This is a genomic window from Alexandriicola marinus (assembly GCF_004000435.1).
GTDB classification, from domain to species: Bacteria; Pseudomonadota; Alphaproteobacteria; order Rhodobacterales; family Rhodobacteraceae; genus Alexandriicola; species Alexandriicola marinus.
Map to the genome: position 1 here is coordinate 13,189 of NZ_RBVZ01000004.1, position 13,642 is coordinate 26,830.

Genomic DNA, 13,642 nt, shown 5'->3' on the forward strand with positions numbered 1-13,642 from the left:
GATGTTACTCCGCCGCCATCCGGTTGTTGCCTGTCGCCTCGCGCGCCGCGCTTAGCAGGATATCGAGCCCCTTGCGGAACTGCGCCTCGGGCGTTGTCAGCGGGGCCAGAACCTTGACCACCTCGTCATTCGGCCCCGACGTCTCGATCACGAGGCCATGGGCGAAGGCGCGGGTGCAGATGTCGCCCGCCAGATCGCCGGACCCGACGTCGACGCCCTGCATCATGCCGCGGCCCTTGAGCCGGGCACCGGGCACCATCTCGGCCACATTCGATAGTGCATGCATCAGGATCTCGGCCTTGTGGGCGATCTCCTTGGCAAAGGCATCGTCGGACCAGAACTTCTCGATCGCGACCCGGGCCGTCACGAAGGCATGGGTATTGCCGCGGAACGTGCCGTTGTGCTCGGCCGGGCCGAAGATGTCATGTTCGGGCCGGACCAGCATCAGCGCCATCGGCAGACCAAAGCCCGAGACCGATTTGGCCATCGTCACGATATCGGGCATGACGCCCATATCCTCGAACGAGAAGAACGTGCCCGTCCGGCCGCAGCCCGCCTGGATGTCGTCGATGATCAGAAGCGCGCCATGCGCCTTGGCGATCTCGGCCACGCGCTTGACCCACGGGGCGCTTGCGGCCGTCAGGCCGCCCTCGCCCTGCACCGTCTCGAGCATGATTGCGGCGGGGGCGTCGACCCCGCTCGACGGATCGGACAGCACCGTTTCAAGGTATTCGGCGGTGTCCATGTCACCACCCATGTAGCCGTCGAACGGCACGCGCGTCACGCCTTGCAGCGGCATGCCTGCGCCGCCACGGTGATAGCTGTTGCCGGTCGCGGCAAGCGCGCCGGATGTCACCCCGTGGAATCCGTTGGTAAAGGCGATCACGTTGGTGCGTCCGGTGACCTTGCGCGCGATCTTCATCGCCGCCTCGACGGCATTGGCGCCGGTGGGCCCGGTGAACATCACCTTGTGATCCATGCCCCGCCGCGCGAGGATATGCGTCTCGAACGCTTCGAGAAAGGCGGCCTTGGTATCGGTGTGCAGGTCAAGCGCGTGGGCAAGGCCATCGCGGCTGAGATGATCGATCAACGCCTGCTTCATGTCGGGATCATTGTGCCCGTAGTTCAGGGACGAGCACCCCGCAAGAAAATCGATATATCTCCGCCCCGCCTCGTCGGTCATCTCGGAGCCGGAGGCATGGGTGAATACGGTGTCGAAGCCGCGGCAATAGCTGCGGGCCTCGGATTCGCGGCGGGCAAAGATGGTGGTTTCGGCTGACTTGTCAGTCGACATGGGAAATCCTCTGATTTTCGGGAGTTGGAAGGGCTACGGCGGGGTCCCCGCCATATCAGGCAGCTTTGCGAAGCTGCTCCTCCAGTTGGATCGTCATCATGTGTTCGGTCTCGTGGCGTTCACGGAAATGAAGCGCCTGTGTGAAATAGGCCTGCACATCCACATTGGCGTCGCGCTGGCTGGCAAAGCGACGGAACAGCGACCAGGACGCCTGGTTGTCCGAGGTGATCGTCGTCTGGAGCCGGGTCACGTCTTCACAGGCATCGCGCCCGATCAGGTGGTTCAGCATCAGCGAGCCAAGCCCGCATCCGCGGGCATCGGACGAGACGGCAACCTGCCAGACAAAGAGCGTCTGCGGGTCATAGGGCAGCACATAGGCAGAGACCCAGCCCACGACCTTGCCATCCAGCTCGGCCACGACACAGGTGTCGCGGAAGTGGTCGCATTGCAGAAGGTTGCAGTACATGGAGTTCTCGTCCAGCGGCTTGCATGCGCGGACCAGCTCCCAGATATCGGCGCCGTCCTTGCGTTCGGGAACGCGCAGAACGGGCGTGGGTGTCTTGAAGAGATCGCGGACATGCTTCATTGGACTATGCCTCCTTATTACTTCGTGAGGCTAAGTATCAAGCGCGATCCAATTTTTCAACCTACAAAGTAATTTTCTTCCCCGATCCGCTTATATAGCCATATAAACGCTGAAAACCGAAGGAAAACTTCACAATAGAAACTTAGATAAACTCAGTTGTTAACAGTATCTTCATAATTGCCAACCCCCTGTTTCCATCGTATTTTTGCTAATCGCGCAACACGGAGAGCCCATGGACAGAACCGATGTCAGCCTCATCGCCCTTCGCCGGATCCTGCGGGCGACCGAGCTTTTCGGACGGGAGCTTGCCCAGACGGCGGGCATGACCGCGGTCCAGTTCCGCGTGCTGCAGGTCGTGGGCGAAACCGGCCAGTGCACTGCGACCGCGATCTCCCAGCGAATGCGCGTCTCGCAGGCCACGGTGACGTCGCTGGTGGACAAGCTGGTGCGCTCGGGGATGGTGGTGCGCGAGAAATCCCAGACTGACCGGCGCCAGACCAACATCCTGATCACCGAACAGGGCCGCCGCACGATCACCGATGCGCCCGACCCGCTTCAGCAGCGCTATGTCCGCAAGTTCGAGGCGCTCGAAGATTGGGAACAGGCGATGATCGTGGCCTCGCTCGAACGGGTGGCCGCGATGCTCGACGCCGAAGAACTCGACGCCTCGCCGGTGCTGGATTCCGGCGATTTTCGCGGCGCGGGCTGAGGGCCCGCCCGGGGCCTGTCAGTCCGGATCGACCAGCGCGCCGCGCGCCCCGATGACACGAGCGGCAAGGGCTGCCCCGGCACGGGCCGCCACGTCGGGCGCCTCCCCGTTCATGAGGCCGCTCAGAACGCCTGCGTTGAAGCTGTCACCCGCCGCTGTCGTGTCGACGATCCGGGGGGCGGGCCGCACAGGCACCTCGCGAACGTTGCCCGGCTCGGCCAGCAGGACCGGGTTCGCCCCGTCCTTGACCACGACAAGCCCGGCTCCTGCGTCGAGATAGCGCCGGGCGGTCGCGGCGGTGTCGGCATCGTCGAACCAGCTCGCCTCATCCTCGAACGACGGCAGAACGATATCTGCCACGGTAGCCCCCTCCATGACGGCAGCGCACATGGTGGCACCATCCGGCCAGAGACGGGGCCTGAGATTGGGATCGAAGGCGATCCGCACACCGGCCGCGCGCGCCTGACACATCGCGTCCAGCAACCGGTCGCGCCCCGCCCCGGACAGGATCGCAAGGGTGATGCCCGAAAAGAACGCGACATCGCCGGGGCCAAGCCGTGTCACCTCGTCCAGATGATCGGCCAGATCGCGCGCCGCCGATGCGCTGCGCCAGTAGGAAAAGCTCCGCTCCCCGTCCCTGAGCGATATCAGGTACAGCCCCACCGACCGCCCCGGCAGGACGGCCAGATAGGGCCGCACCCCGGCAGCCTGCATGAAATCCTCCATCCGGCGCGACACGTCGTCATCGCCGATCGCCGACAGGAACCCCACCTCGATCTCATCGCCGGCGCATCGGCGCATGTACCAGGCCGTGTTGAAGGCGTCGCCCGCAAAGCCCATGCCAAAGGCGCCGTCCTCGCGGGGTGCCATCTCGACCATGCATTCCCCGATCGACAGAAACCGCCTTGTCATTCGCCGTCCTTCGCATAGCTGCACGCATGGCGCGCGACCCGTCGCGCATGAAAATTCCCGATAATCTAGAATAGCTTAACTTTTGACACAAGACAGGCCGCCGCGTATCAAACCTCTGTCCGATCCGAACGGAGCGCGCCTGATGAGCCTCACCGATCCCGACCGCCTGTTCCCTGTCGAGGCCAGTCTGCGCACGCTCGCCCGCGAACTTTACGACAGCGTCGCAGGCTTGCCCATCATCAGCCCGCACGGGCATTGCGATCCGCGCTGGTTCGCGGAAAACGACCGCTTTCCCGACCCTGCCCGGCTCTTCGTCGTGCCCGATCACTATGTGTTCCGGATGCTGGTCAGCCAGGGCGTGCCGATGGCCGATCTGGGGATCGCGCGGCAGGATGGCGGCCCGGTCGAGGATGATCCCCGGCGCATCTGGCGCCGCTTTGCCGAGAACTTTTACCTGTTTCGTGGCACACCGTCGGCGCTCTGGCTGAACCATTCCTTCGAACATGTCTTCGGCCTCGATACACCGCTCAATGCGGCCACGGCGGATCTCTGTTACGATCACATCGACGCCTGTCTTGCCCAGCCGGGGTTCCGCCCCCGCGCGCTTTTCGACCGCTTCGGGATCGAGGCGCTCGCCACGACCGAAGGCGCGCTCGACGATCTGCGCTGGCACAGGATGATCCGCGACAGCGGCTGGCCGGGCCGGGTTGTCACGACCTACCGGCCCGACACGGTCGTCGATCCCGAAACGCCCGGCTTTCGCGACAATCTGCGGACGCTGGGAGAGATGACCGGCGAAGACACAGAAAGCTGGGACGGCTATCTTGCCGCCCACCGCAAGCGCCGGGCCGTCTTCAAGACCTTCGGCGCCACCGCGTCGGATCACGGACATGCGACCGCCCGCACCGCGAACCTTGCCACATCCGAAGCCGAGGCCCTGTTCCGGCGCGTCCTGAGCGGGGCCTTTACCCCCGATGAGGCCGACGCCTTCCGGGGCCAGATGCTGACCGAGATGGCGAAGATGAGCCTTGATGACGGGCTTGTCCTGCAGATCCACCCCGGATCACATCGCAATCACTCGGCCTCCGTTCTGCGCGATTTCGGCCGGGACAAGGGCTTCGACATCCCCATCCGCACCGATTACGTGGGCGCGCTGAAACCGCTGCTCGATGCGGTGGGTCTGAACCCGGACCTGACGATCATCGTCTTCACGCTGGACGAAACGGTCTATGGCCGTGAACTGGCCCCGCTTGCCGGCGCCTATCCTGCGCTGAAGCTGGGTCCGCCGTGGTGGTTCTTCGACAGCTACGAGGGCATCCGGAGGTTCCGCGAGACCACGACCGAAACCTGCGGTTTCTACAATACCGTGGGCTTCAACGACGACACCCGCGCCTTCTGTTCGATCCCCGCGCGCCACGACGTGGCCCGCCGCGCCGATTGCGCCTATCTCGCGAATTTGGTGGGGACCGGGCGGCTTGGCCGGGATGAGGCCGTCGAACTGGCCCATGACCTGAGCTATGGTCTGGCCAAGGCCGCCTACCGGCTCTGAACCGCAAGAGAGATCACATGCCGACCGCACCGCGCCTCAGCCGCACGGGCCCCGCGCCCGCCCCCCGGATCGCTCATATCGGGCCCGGCGCCTTCTTTCGCGCCTTCAACGCCGTCTATACCCACGAGGCGATGGCGGCCACGGGTGACGACTGGGGCATTGTCGCGATCAGCCTGCGCAGCACGGCGGCGCGCGATCAGCTTGCCCCGCAGGGCGGCGTCTATACCTCTGTCACCTTGCGCGAGGAGGGCTGGCAGTCACAGGTGATCGGCGCGATCACCGAGGTGCTGGTTGCGCCCGAAGACCCCGAAGCAGTGCTGAACGCCATGGCCGATCCCGAAATCGCCATCGTGTCGATGACCATGACGGAAAAGGGCTATTGCCATAACCCCGCGACCGGCAGGCTCGATCTGGCCAATCTCGATATCGCCCGCGATCTGGAGGGCAGCGCCCTGCCCGCCTCGGCCCCCGGGCTGATCGTCGAGGCGCTGGCCCGTCGCCGCGCGGCCGAAACGGGCCCCTTCACCGTCCTGTCCTGCGATAACCTGCCCTCGAACGGGCGGTTGGCCCGTGGTGTCATCCTCGATTTCGCGCGCGCGCGCGATCCGGAGCTGGCCCGATGGATCGACGGGCACGTCACCTTCCCGTCCACGATGGTCGACCGCATCACACCCGCGACCACCCAAGGCGATATCGACAGGCTCGAAGAGACCGAGGGCTATCACGACGCGGCCTGCGTGTTTCACGAGGCGTTCCGCCAATGGGTGATTGAGGATGATTTCGTGGCCGGCCGCCCGGACTGGGACAAGGCCGGCGCGCAATTCGTCCGCGATGTCGAGGCGCATGAGACGATGAAGCTGCGCTGCCTGAACGGCACCCATTCGACGCTGGCCTATCTGGGCTACCTCGCCGGGCACGAGACCATCGCGGATGCGGTCGCCGATGCCGATTTCGCGGCCTTGTGCGACACGCTCTGGGCCGAGGAAATCCTGCCGACCGTGCCGCAGCCCGAGGGCGAGGATCTGCCCACTTATTGCCGCGCGCTCATGGCCCGCTATCGCGATAGGTCGCTGCGCCACCGGACATGGCAGATCGCCATGGACGGGAGCCGCAAACTGCCCCAGCGCATCCTCGGCACGCTCCGCGACACGCTCACCTCGGGGCGCGAGGCCCCGGGCCTGTGCCTCGTCGTGGCCGCCTGGATGCGCTATGTCGGCGGCGTGGATGAGGCGGGCCAGCCCATCGATGTGCGCGACCCGATCGCAGACCGGCTTCGCGCCGCATCGGACCGCGCGGCGACGCCAGCGGACAAGGTCGCGGCGCTTCTGGCTTTTGACGAGGTGTTCGGCACGGACCTGCCCGCCGATCCCCGCTTTCGGGGCGCCGTGACCTCGGCCTATGAGACATTGATGAACCTTGGTGCGGCGGGGGCTGTCGCGGCCTATCTCGACCGGACAGGCTAGTGCAGCCGGGGCGCGCGCCCCCTGCGCAGCGCCGAGCGCCGCAGCCCCAGACCAAGGTCGCAGGCCAGTGGAACACTGAGAAAGGCAATGTCGGGGCGCAACAGCTCGAAGGCATTCAGAAGTGCGGCCTCCCGGTCGCCCTCGGCCGCGGCACGGACGAACCGGGCCAGACAGGCCTCGTCCGGGCTTGTCCCGGTCGCGCGCGGCGACAGAAACTCCAGCGGACGGATGGCATGTTCGTCAAGAAGCGCATGAAGCGCGGCAAAGCCCTGTCCAAGGCCACAGGGCGGCGCCGGGGCCTTGTCACGCGCGGCCACATGCGCGGCGCGCAGACACTGGATCACCGAGGCATCCAGCGGATCGACCTCCCCCGGCGACATCAGGGCCAAACCGTCACGGATGTCTTCGTGACGGCTCATGCCAAGACTCTGACAGATGGGGCAGACAGGGCAACTTCGGAACGGGTCATTGCGATATCCAATGCGACGATGAACTGCGCGGATCACTTGCCAAAAATCATGACTTAAATTGTCAGGTATTTCAAGCCCCGTCCATTCAGCTGGCGGATCGCCGCCGGAACAGGGTCAGGCGAAGGCGACCGAGACCCCGCCGAACGGGCCGAAATAAGCCTCGATCCCGGTCCCCGGCGGGCATTCGATGGGCGCGATGAACGACCCCGACAGGACGACCTGCCCCGCCTCGATCCGTTGGCCATATTGACCCATGCGCCGAGCCAGCCAGACCAGCCCCGTCACCGGATCGTTCAGGACGGCGGCCCCCAGACCGGTGGCCACCACCTCGCCATTCCTGTGCAGGATCGCGCCCGTCCAGCGCAGATCGAACGCCTCGGGCGCGTGACGCTCGGGGCCCAGAACGATGCCGGCATTGGCGGCATTGTCCGACACGGTATCGACGATGATCCGCGCCTTTCCCGTTTCTGGATCGGCCCGCAGGATCCGCGTGTCGAGGATTTCGAGCGAGGGGACGACGTAGTCCGTGGCGGCGATCACCTCGGCGCGGCTGACCTCGCCCTCGAGCGGGGCTTTCATGACAAAGGCGATCTCGGCCTCGACCCGGGGCTGGATGAAGCGGCCGTCGGGCACGGTGGCCCCGCTCGCAAAGGCCATATCGTCGTAGAGAACGCCGCTGTCGGGCGTGTCGATGCCCAACGCATCCTGCATGACCTTCGAGGTCAGCCCGATCTTCCAGCCAATGATCCTGCGGCCCGCCTCGAGCTTGCGGACCATCTGCGCCGACTGGATGCGATAGGCATCATCGAGCGTCATCCCCGGATGACGCAGCGACAAGAGCCCGATCTGGCGGCGCGCCTTTTCCGCCTGCAGCAAATCGTCGGCGGCCTGCGCCACCTCCGCGTCGCTCAGCATGGCTCGTCTTCCACACCATTGCGCAGGATGCCGATGCCTTCGGCCTCGACCTCGACCACGTCGCCGGGCGTCAGCCAGATCGGCGGATCGAAACGCGCGCCGGCACCTGTGGGCGTGCCGCAGACGATGATGTCGCCGGGCACCAGCGTCGTGAAGGTCGAGACGTAATTCACGATGTAGCGGAAATCATAGAGCATCCGGCCCGTCCGATCCTCCTGCCGGACCTCGCCGTTCACGCGCGTCTCAAGCCGCACATCATCCAGCTGCGCCGGATCACGGAACGGCACGAGCCATGGCCCCATCGCGCCGGAACGGTCCCAGTTCTTGCCTTGCGTCACGTTGAATTTCGCATGCCGCACCCAGTCGCGGATCGTGCCCTCGTTGCACAGCGTCAGGGCTGCGATGTGATCATAGGCGGCCTCGCGCGGGATGCGCCGCCCGCCCGCGCCGATGACGATGGCGATCTCGCCCTCGTAGTCCAGCTGCGGGCTTTCGGGCGGGCGCACAAGGTTTTCGCCGTGACCGACGAACGACCTCGGGAAGCGAATGAACAGCGACGGCTTGCCCGGCGCCTCCTGCCCATCCTTGTATTCGGCATTGCGGTCGGGGAAATTCACACCGACGCAGATGATCTTTTCGGGGTTCGACAATGGGATGCGCCAGCGCACCTCGTCCAGCGCGAAGTCCGGCCGCCAGCCCTGCGCTTCGGCGATCACGGCCTCGAGCGCGCCGGCCTCGATGATCGCCTTGAGGTCTGCGAACCTTCCGCCCGTGACCGGGTCGAGGTCGATCACGCCTTCATCGGTGACAAGGCCAAGCCTGTCTTCACCTGCCGCTTGGAATGCCGCGATACGGGCGGGAATGGCGGTCATGGGTGGGCCTCCTGTCTCAGGGTGCGATGATAGGTGAGGCGCCAAGCCCCGAAGGCACCGGCGTCACCCCATCGAAAAGCGAGCCTTCCTCGAACCACGACCGCGGCGCGGGTGCGCCCCAAAGCGTCTGGCGCTGCGGATCCTTCAGGTCCCAGCGGATCGGTTCGAGATCGGGATCGACGGTCTGGTAGTCCGAGCAATAGATCTCGATCCGGTGCCCGTCGGGATCGCGGACGTAAAGGAAGAAGGCGTTGGAAATGCCGTGCCGGCCCGGCCCCCGTTCCATGTTGGCGAGGTAGCCCGTCGTCGACATCAGGTCGCACAGGTCGATGATATTGAGAGGCGTCGGCACCCAGAACGCGGTGTGATGAAGCCGCGGCCCGAGACCGTTGGTGAACGCCATGTCATGCACACCGCCCTTGCGGTGCATCCATGCGGCCCAGAGCTTTCCGCTGTCCTCGTCCTCGGTATATTCGGTGACCCGAAACCCCATCTGGCCGTAAAAGGCCACGGCCTTGTCCACGTCGCTGGCGAAACAGTTGAAATGGTCGATGCGGAGCGGTTTGACCCCGTGATAGAGCGCGTATCTCTGGTGGATCGGGGCCAGCCGCTCCATCCGGAAATAGAGCTCGATCGGCATGCCAAAGCAGTCGGTCGTGGCCAGCGTCCGGCCCTGATATGGCCGGTCGACCCAGCCCACGTCATGGCCCTGCCCGGCGAACCAGTCGTGGGCGAGGTCAAGCTGCGCATCGTCATAGACCTTGAAGGACAGCGCGCCCGCATGGGCCTGCGCATCCTTGCGCAGGATCAGGCAGTGATGGCCCCTTTCCTCCATGGCGCGCAGGTAGATCGCCGCGTCATCCTCGTCGGTGACCTGAAGGCCCAGCGTGTCGACGTAGAAGGCCCGGCTGGCGGCAAGATCGGTCACGCCCAGCGCCACATGGCTCAGCCGGACGATGTTAAAGGGCGGATAGAGTGTCGGTTCGGGAATGGGCATGTCGGGCTCTCCTCAGGCGCCGAGTTTCGGGATCCTGTGAGACTGTCGGGGGAAACTCACGTTCACCGTCTCCATGTAGAAATCAAACGACCAGTGCCCGCCGTCGCGGCCGATGCCCGATGCCTTCACGCCGCCGAAGGGCGTGGGCAGGTGGCGAATATTCTCTGAATTCACCCACATCATGCCCGCCTCCAGCGCGTCTGTCATCCGCATCGCGCGGTTCAGATCATTCGTCCAGAGATAGGCCGCCAGGCCATAGGGCACGTCATTGGCGATGCGCAGCGCATCCTCTTCGTCCCTGAACGGAATGGCGGTCAGGACGGGGCCGAAGATCTCTTCCTGCGCGATGGTCATGTCGTTCGTGGCCCCGGTGAACAAGGTGGGCGCGACATAGCACCCGGTCTCGCCCACCTTTTCTCCTCCGGCGGCGATGGTGGCGCCTTCCTCGCGGGCGCGCGCGAAATAGGACAGGACCTTGGCCTCGTGTTCGGGGTGAATCAGCGGCCCCACGACCGTGTCGGGATCAAGCGGATGGCCCACCTTGATCCGGCGGGCCGCCTCGGCCACACGGGCGGTGACCTCGTCATGGATGCTCTCCTGCACCAGAAGCCGCGAGGACGATGTGCAGCGTTCACCATTGAGCGAATAGATCATGAAGACCGCCGCATCGACCGCGCGATCCAGATCGGCATCGTCAAAGACGATGACCGGGTTCTTGCCCCCCAGTTCGAAATGCACCCGTTTCAGCGTGGCCGCCCCCTGCGCCATGATCATCGAGCCGGTCCGGCTTTCGCCTACGAAGGCGATGGCCTTGATGGCGGGATGCTCCGTCAGCGCGCGGCCCGCCTCCTCGCCAAAGCCGTTGACCACGTTCAGGACACCGGGTGGAAGCCCCGCATCTTCGGCGATCTCGACCAAAAGCTTGGCGGTAATGGGGCTGAACTCGGCGGGCTTAAGAACGACGGTGCAGCCAGCAGCAAGCGCCGGCGCGATCTTCCATGTCGACAGCATGAAGGGCGTGTTCCACGGTGTGATGACGCCGACAGGGCCAATGGGCCGGCGCGACGTGGTGTTCATCTGCGTGGGCGTCCGCGTCACCTGCCCGTCTTCGGCATAGGGCGCCTGATCGGCATAATAGCGGAAATTGGCCGCCCCCCGGATCGCGGCCTTCGACATGAAGCGCAGGGCCTGACCGGTATCCATGCATTCGGTGAAGGCGATTTCCTCGGCCCGGGCCTCGATCGCCTCGGCCACGCGGATCAGGATCGCCCGACGCTCCGCGCCCGGCGTGGCCGCCCAGCCGGGAAACGCCGCCTTCGCGGCGCGGGCGGCGGCGTCGATATCCTCGCGCCCGCCCAGCGCGACGCGCGCCAGCGGGGCCAGATCGACGGGGGAGATGATCTCGAACGTCTCGCCCGAAGCGGCGGCGACGGACTGCCCGCCCACATGGTTCATCACGCCAGTCTGGCGGAACCTGGCGAGATAGCCCTCGGCACGAGCGATATTCTCTTCGGTCTGACCCATCGACGCCTCCCCTGGAATGGTCCGGAAAGCCACATTTCCGGTCCGGATAAAATTTAACATGTTAAATTAATGCCGGTCTGTCAATTCCCGGATCACCCGGTTCCGGGGGCTGCCGCCGCATATCGGGTGCGACAACACGACGATACGGCGGTTCGGGATCACGGCCGCGTGCCTCACGGGAAGAAAAAATCTTGTGATACCGCACCGCCATCCCCCGAACGCGAGCACTCCGGAGCCCGCCGACCATCGACTGCATGTCGGTTTTACTGGTGAGAAGCGGATCCGCGCCGTGTCAAGCCCTGCCCAAGATCACTGACAGTTCGATTTTTCGTGATGTTTCAAGGGCTTTCCGAACCACGCTGCCTGCCACAAGTCTGGCTCACCAACAGCGGGACAGACCCGCAGACAACCAAACCCAAAGGAACCATAACATGTCCATCAAGCTTTTTACCGCCGCCGCCGTCATCGCCGCCTTCACCGCCACGATCGCCTCTGCGAACGTCAACTACTTCAGCGTCCTGACCGATCTTGATTCCGCCAACACGCTCGATCTGGGCACTGTCCGGGCCGCCGGCGACGGGGTGGTTGAAATCTACAACTACCGCGCCGGTCAGCAGCGCGAACTTCTGGGCTCGACCATGGTCAACAGTGGCGCCAATCAGGACGTCCGTGTCAGCGTACAGGTGGCGCCGCGCTGGGATGTTCTCGCGGTTTTGAAGGTCAACGGCCAGATCGTCGACAGCCAGGTGATCGATATCGAGCGCTGATCACCGCCACCACCCCCTCCCAAGACAAGGCCCGCCAGTCCGGCGGGCCTTTTTGTTCTGCCACTCAGACCACTCAGCCCATGACCTTGGTACCAAGGCCATGGCCTTCATCGGCGGACTTATCCTTTTCGGCCCGCGCCGCGCGCAGTTCATCGACCGAGCGCACGCCCAGACGCGCGGCCCCGGCCCAGTCGCGGGTCTTGACCTTGGGGTCTTTCAGACGCTCCTTCGCGGCCGGGATCGCATCGGCATATTGCGGCAGCCACTCGGCCTGCGCGACCAGCATCTCGTCGACCATCTGCCATACCTCGTCGGGGGTGCAGACCGCGCCCACGAGCGGGTCATGCAGCACCGCCTGCTTCAGCAGATCGACATCGCCCGTCATCGCGGCGCGCACGGCCATCCGCTGAACATCGACCGAGGCCTGACAGGTCGCGGCGGCGGCAAGAGGCAGTTCGATCCCCTCGACCATGTTGATGCCGAAGCGATCGACGAAGCCGGGGGATTCGATGATGCAATCGTCGGGCAGGTTCCGGATCACGCCATTGTTCTTGACGTTGAAATGCCCGCGATAGACACGTCCCGTCTCAAGCGCCTCGAGAATCCAGCTGGCATGTTCATCGGTGCGCGGGCCGTCCAGCGGCGCATTCGCCTCTTCGAGGAATTTCGGGAAATCCTCTTCGAACCAGTTCCGGTTCTCGGTGCAATAGCGCAGATAGCCGCCGGTCTCGCCGTGGATCCACTCATCAAGGCTGATCCAGTTGGTGATCTCGTCAGGACGCTTGCGATACCACGGCAGGTATTCCGAAAGGTGTCCGTTCGATTCCGTCGAATAGACGCCGAACCTCTTGAGCACGTCGATCCGCACCTTTTCCTGCACGGAGAAGACGGGATGAGCCTCCAGCGCGGCGACCAGTTCGTCGCGGTCGATCCTTCGGCCCTTGTAGCGGATATCGAGATACCATGTCTGGTGGTTGATGCCGGAACAGATGATATCGACCTCTTCCGGCCCCTTGGCCCCCAGCGCCGTCGCGATCTGGCGATGCCCGTTCTGGACCCCGTGGCAAAGTCCGACCGTGCGGACATTGCCATGATCGATCGCGGCCCATGTCATCATGACCATGGGGTTGGCATAGTTCAGAAGCAGGGCGTTCTCTTCGGCCAGTTCGTTGATATCGCGACAGAACTCCAGCATGGCCGCGATCCCGCGCTGGCCATACATGATGCCGCCCGCACAGATCGTGTCACCGACGCACTGATCGACGCCGTATTTCAGCGGGATCGAGATATCGGTCTCGAACGCCTCGAGCCCACCGATCCGGACGCAATTCATGACGTAGCGCGCGCCCTTAAGCGCCTCGCGCCGATCGGTCGTGGCGGTGACCTTGGCGGGAAGGCCGTTCACCTCGACCATGCGTTCGATGATCTGGCGGATCATGTCGAGGTTGTGGGCATTGATATCGGTCAGCGCGATCTCGATGCCGGTGAATTCCGGCACCTTGAGGATGTCGGAGCAGAGTTTCTTGGTGAACCCGACACTGCCGGCACCAATGATGCAAATCTTGAAGCTCATGGTCGTGACTT

Annotated in this window: 13 protein-coding genes; 4 read left to right on the forward strand and 9 right to left on the reverse strand. The window is 64.5% G+C overall.

Annotation, left to right across the window (positions count from 1 at the left end; genetic code table 11):
• Window positions 1-4: 4 nt before the first annotated feature.
• Entirely contained in the window at window positions 5-1,294 is a 1,290-nt protein-coding gene (ectB, locus tag EP376_RS14195) for a diaminobutyrate--2-oxoglutarate transaminase (protein ID WP_127656275.1), read from the reverse strand.
• Window positions 1,295-1,349: 55 nt separating this feature from the next.
• Window positions 1,350-1,880: a diaminobutyrate acetyltransferase gene (gene ectA / locus EP376_RS14200; RefSeq protein ID WP_127656276.1), complete on the reverse strand. Its 531-nt coding sequence runs from the start codon at window positions 1,878-1,880 to the stop codon at window positions 1,350-1,352.
• A 232-nt stretch (window positions 1,881-2,112) separates the two neighbouring features.
• Here ectA and EP376_RS14205 point away from each other — a divergent pair, with 232 nt between their 5' ends.
• Window positions 2,113-2,589, forward strand: a complete 477-nt coding sequence (locus EP376_RS14205) for a MarR family winged helix-turn-helix transcriptional regulator (RefSeq protein WP_127656277.1) — start codon at window positions 2,113-2,115, stop codon at window positions 2,587-2,589.
• 18 nt (window positions 2,590-2,607) lie between these two features.
• On the opposite strand, the gene EP376_RS14210 is transcribed toward EP376_RS14205, so the two are convergent.
• The gene (locus EP376_RS14210) at window positions 2,608-3,501 is read right to left on the reverse strand and encodes a sugar kinase (RefSeq protein WP_127656278.1); all 894 of its coding nucleotides are present in this window, start codon (window positions 3,499-3,501) and stop codon (window positions 2,608-2,610) included.
• A gap of 142 nt (window positions 3,502-3,643) precedes the next feature.
• On the opposite strand from EP376_RS14210, the gene uxaC reads away from it, so the two are divergent.
• Both uxaC and EP376_RS14220 read left to right on the forward strand, forming a co-directional pair.
• Window positions 3,644-5,050, forward strand: coding sequence for a glucuronate isomerase (gene uxaC, locus EP376_RS14215; protein ID WP_127656279.1), 1,407 nt, complete (start codon window positions 3,644-3,646; stop codon window positions 5,048-5,050).
• 17 nt (window positions 5,051-5,067) lie between these two features.
• Window positions 5,068-6,513: a mannitol dehydrogenase family protein gene (locus EP376_RS14220; protein WP_127656280.1), complete on the forward strand. Its 1,446-nt coding sequence runs from the start codon at window positions 5,068-5,070 to the stop codon at window positions 6,511-6,513.
• On the opposite strand, the gene EP376_RS14225 is transcribed toward EP376_RS14220, so the two are convergent.
• The 5 genes from EP376_RS14225 to hpaE form a co-directional block, all read right to left on the reverse strand.
• Window positions 6,510-6,932, reverse strand: coding sequence for a hypothetical protein (locus EP376_RS14225; protein ID WP_127656281.1), 423 nt, complete (start codon window positions 6,930-6,932; stop codon window positions 6,510-6,512). The two genes, EP376_RS14220 and EP376_RS14225, sit on opposite strands and share 4 nt — an antisense overlap.
• Before the next feature lie 165 nt (window positions 6,933-7,097).
• Entirely contained in the window at window positions 7,098-7,898 is an 801-nt protein-coding gene (gene hpaH / locus EP376_RS14230) for a 2-oxo-hept-4-ene-1,7-dioate hydratase (protein WP_127656282.1), read from the reverse strand.
• On the reverse strand, window positions 7,892-8,770 hold the full coding sequence (locus tag EP376_RS14235; protein ID WP_127656283.1) for a fumarylacetoacetate hydrolase family protein: 879 nt from the start codon (window positions 8,768-8,770) through the stop codon (window positions 7,892-7,894). The genes hpaH and EP376_RS14235 overlap by 7 nt, the downstream gene beginning before the upstream one ends.
• Before the next feature lie 16 nt (window positions 8,771-8,786).
• A complete protein-coding gene (gene hpaD, locus EP376_RS14240; RefSeq protein ID WP_127656284.1) occupies window positions 8,787-9,767 on the reverse strand; it encodes a 3,4-dihydroxyphenylacetate 2,3-dioxygenase in 981 nt (326 codons plus the stop codon).
• Window positions 9,768-9,779: 12 nt separating this feature from the next.
• Window positions 9,780-11,291, reverse strand: coding sequence for a 5-carboxymethyl-2-hydroxymuconate semialdehyde dehydrogenase (gene hpaE / locus EP376_RS14245; protein WP_127656285.1), 1,512 nt, complete (start codon window positions 11,289-11,291; stop codon window positions 9,780-9,782).
• Window positions 11,292-11,722: 431 nt separating this feature from the next.
• Between hpaE and EP376_RS14250 the strand changes: the two genes are divergently transcribed.
• The gene (locus EP376_RS14250; protein ID WP_127656286.1) at window positions 11,723-12,058 is read left to right on the forward strand and encodes a hypothetical protein; all 336 of its coding nucleotides are present in this window, start codon (window positions 11,723-11,725) and stop codon (window positions 12,056-12,058) included.
• Window positions 12,059-12,131: 73 nt separating this feature from the next.
• Here the strand turns inward: EP376_RS14250 and melA are convergent, their stop codons facing one another.
• A complete protein-coding gene (melA, locus tag EP376_RS14255; protein ID WP_127656287.1) occupies window positions 12,132-13,631 on the reverse strand; it encodes an alpha-glucosidase/alpha-galactosidase in 1,500 nt (499 codons plus the stop codon).
• Between the last annotated feature and the right edge of the window lie 11 nt (window positions 13,632-13,642).

Excerpts from the sequence above, each read along its gene's own strand:
- ectB (WP_127656275.1), bottom strand. The coding sequence starts at position 1,294 with ATGTCGACTGACAAGTCAGCCGAAACCACCATCTTTGCCCGCCGCGAA.
- ectA (WP_127656276.1), bottom strand. The coding sequence starts at position 1,880 with ATGAAGCATGTCCGCGATCTCTTCAAGACACCCACGCCCGTTCTGCGC.
- EP376_RS14205 (WP_127656277.1), top strand. The coding sequence starts at position 2,113 with ATGGACAGAACCGATGTCAGCCTCATCGCCCTTCGCCGGATCCTGCGG.
- EP376_RS14210 (WP_127656278.1), bottom strand. The coding sequence starts at position 3,501 with ATGACAAGGCGGTTTCTGTCGATCGGGGAATGCATGGTCGAGATGGCA.
- uxaC (WP_127656279.1), top strand. The coding sequence starts at position 3,644 with ATGAGCCTCACCGATCCCGACCGCCTGTTCCCTGTCGAGGCCAGTCTG.
- EP376_RS14220 (WP_127656280.1), top strand. The coding sequence starts at position 5,068 with ATGCCGACCGCACCGCGCCTCAGCCGCACGGGCCCCGCGCCCGCCCCC.
- EP376_RS14225 (WP_127656281.1), bottom strand. The coding sequence starts at position 6,932 with ATGAGCCGTCACGAAGACATCCGTGACGGTTTGGCCCTGATGTCGCCG.
- hpaH (WP_127656282.1), bottom strand. The coding sequence starts at position 7,898 with ATGCTGAGCGACGCGGAGGTGGCGCAGGCCGCCGACGATTTGCTGCAG.
- EP376_RS14235 (WP_127656283.1), bottom strand. The coding sequence starts at position 8,770 with ATGACCGCCATTCCCGCCCGTATCGCGGCATTCCAAGCGGCAGGTGAA.
- hpaD (WP_127656284.1), bottom strand. The coding sequence starts at position 9,767 with ATGCCCATTCCCGAACCGACACTCTATCCGCCCTTTAACATCGTCCGG.
- hpaE (WP_127656285.1), bottom strand. The coding sequence starts at position 11,291 with ATGGGTCAGACCGAAGAGAATATCGCTCGTGCCGAGGGCTATCTCGCC.
- EP376_RS14250 (WP_127656286.1), top strand. The coding sequence starts at position 11,723 with ATGTCCATCAAGCTTTTTACCGCCGCCGCCGTCATCGCCGCCTTCACC.
- melA (WP_127656287.1), bottom strand. The coding sequence starts at position 13,631 with ATGAGCTTCAAGATTTGCATCATTGGTGCCGGCAGTGTCGGGTTCACC.